The 1,695-nt window shown below is 53.3% G+C and carries 1 rRNA gene; it reads left to right on the top strand.

Annotated features, from left to right (window positions below):
* Window positions 1-1,695, top strand: a 23S ribosomal RNA gene (locus J0X21_RS04000); the annotation flags it as partial.

Raw genomic sequence — 1,695 nt, 5'->3', positions numbered from 1 at the left:
GGGGTAGGGGAGCGTTCTAAATGCAGCGAAGTTATTCCGTAAGGAATGGTGGAGCGTTTAGAAGAGAGAATGCCGGTATGAGTATGCGAAAAGGTGAGTGAGAATCTCACCCGCCGAAAACCTAAGGATTCCTGGGGAAGGCTCGTCCGCCCAGGGTAAGTCGGGACCTAAGCCGAGGCGAAGTGCGTAGGTGATGGACAACTGGTTGAAAGTCCAGTACCACCTAGAAGCGTTATAAGCGATGGGGTGACACAGGAGGATAGGTTAAGCGTACCGTTGGTTGAGTACGTCCAAGCCATTAGGAAGTAGGGCAGGCAAATCCGCCCTGCGAGTTTCTGAGTGGTTAAGGGGAGCGAAAATAAGTAGCGAAGTAACTGATTCCAAACTGTCAAGAAAAGCCTCTAGTGAGCAACTAGGTGCCCGTACCGCAAACCGACACAGGTAGGTAAGGAGAGAATCCTAAGGCGCGCGAGAAAACCCTCGTTAAGGAACTCGGCAAAATGACCCCGTAACTTCGGGAGAAGGGGTGCTCTAGAGATAGAGTCGCAGAGAAGAGGTCCAGGCGACTGTTTAACAAAAACACAGGTCCCTGCGAATCCGAAAGGAGAAGTATAGGGGCTGACGCCTGCCCGGTGCTGGAAGGTTAAGAGGAGAGGTTAGTCGAAAGGCGAAGCTTTGAATTGAAGCCCCAGTAAACGGCGGCCGTAACTATAACGGTCCTAAGGTAGCGAAATTCCTTGTCAGGTAAGTTCTGACCCGCACGAAAGGCGTAACGATCTGGACACTGTCTCAACGAGGGACTCGGCGAAATTGTAATACCCGTGAAGATGCGGGTTACCTGCGACAGGACAGAAAGACCCCATGGAGCTTTACTGTAGCTTGACATTGGATTTTGGTAAGGAATGTACAGGATAGGTGGGAGACTAAGAAGCTAGGGCGCCAGCCTTGGTGGAGTCGCCGGTGGGATACCACTCTTTTCGTACTGAAGTTCTAACTTAGTCCCCTGAATCGGGGATGAGGACCGTGTCAGGTGGGCAGTTTGACTGGGGCGGTCGCCTCCTAAAGCGTAACGGAGGCGCCCAAAGGTTCCCTCAGAATGGTTGGAAATCATTCGGAGAGTGTAAAGGCAGAAGGGAGCTTGACTGCGAGACTTACAAGTCGAGCAGGGACGAAAGTCGGGCTTAGTGATCCGGTGGTACCGAGTGGAAGGGCCATCGCTCAACGGATAAAAGCTACCCTGGGGATAACAGGCTTATCTCCCCCAAGAGTCCATATCGACGGGGAGGTTTGGCACCTCGATGTCGGCTCATCGCATCCTGGGGCTGTAGTAGGTCCCAAGGGTTGGGCTGTTCGCCCATTAAAGCGGTACGTGAGCTGGGTTCAGAACGTCGTGAGACAGTTCGGTCCCTATCCGTCGCAGGCGCAGGAAATTTGAGAGGATCTGTCCCTAGTACGAGAGGACCGGGATGGACGGATCACTGGTGTACCAGTTGTCTCGCCAGAGGCACAGCTGGGTAGCTATATCCGGATCGGATAAGCGCTGAAAGCATCTAAGCGCGAAACCGGCCTCAAGATGAGATTTCCCACAGCATAAGCTGGTAAGACCCCTGAATGATGATCAGGTTGATAGGCCCGATGTGGAAGTCCCGTGAGGGATGGAGCTGACGGGTACTAATCGGTCGAGGGCTTGACCTA

This window comes from Paradesulfitobacterium ferrireducens (genome assembly GCF_017310645.1).
GTDB classification, from domain to species: Bacteria; Bacillota; Desulfitobacteriia; order Desulfitobacteriales; family Desulfitobacteriaceae; genus Paradesulfitobacterium; species Paradesulfitobacterium ferrireducens.
This window is presented reverse-complemented; position numbering and strand designations above follow the sequence as displayed.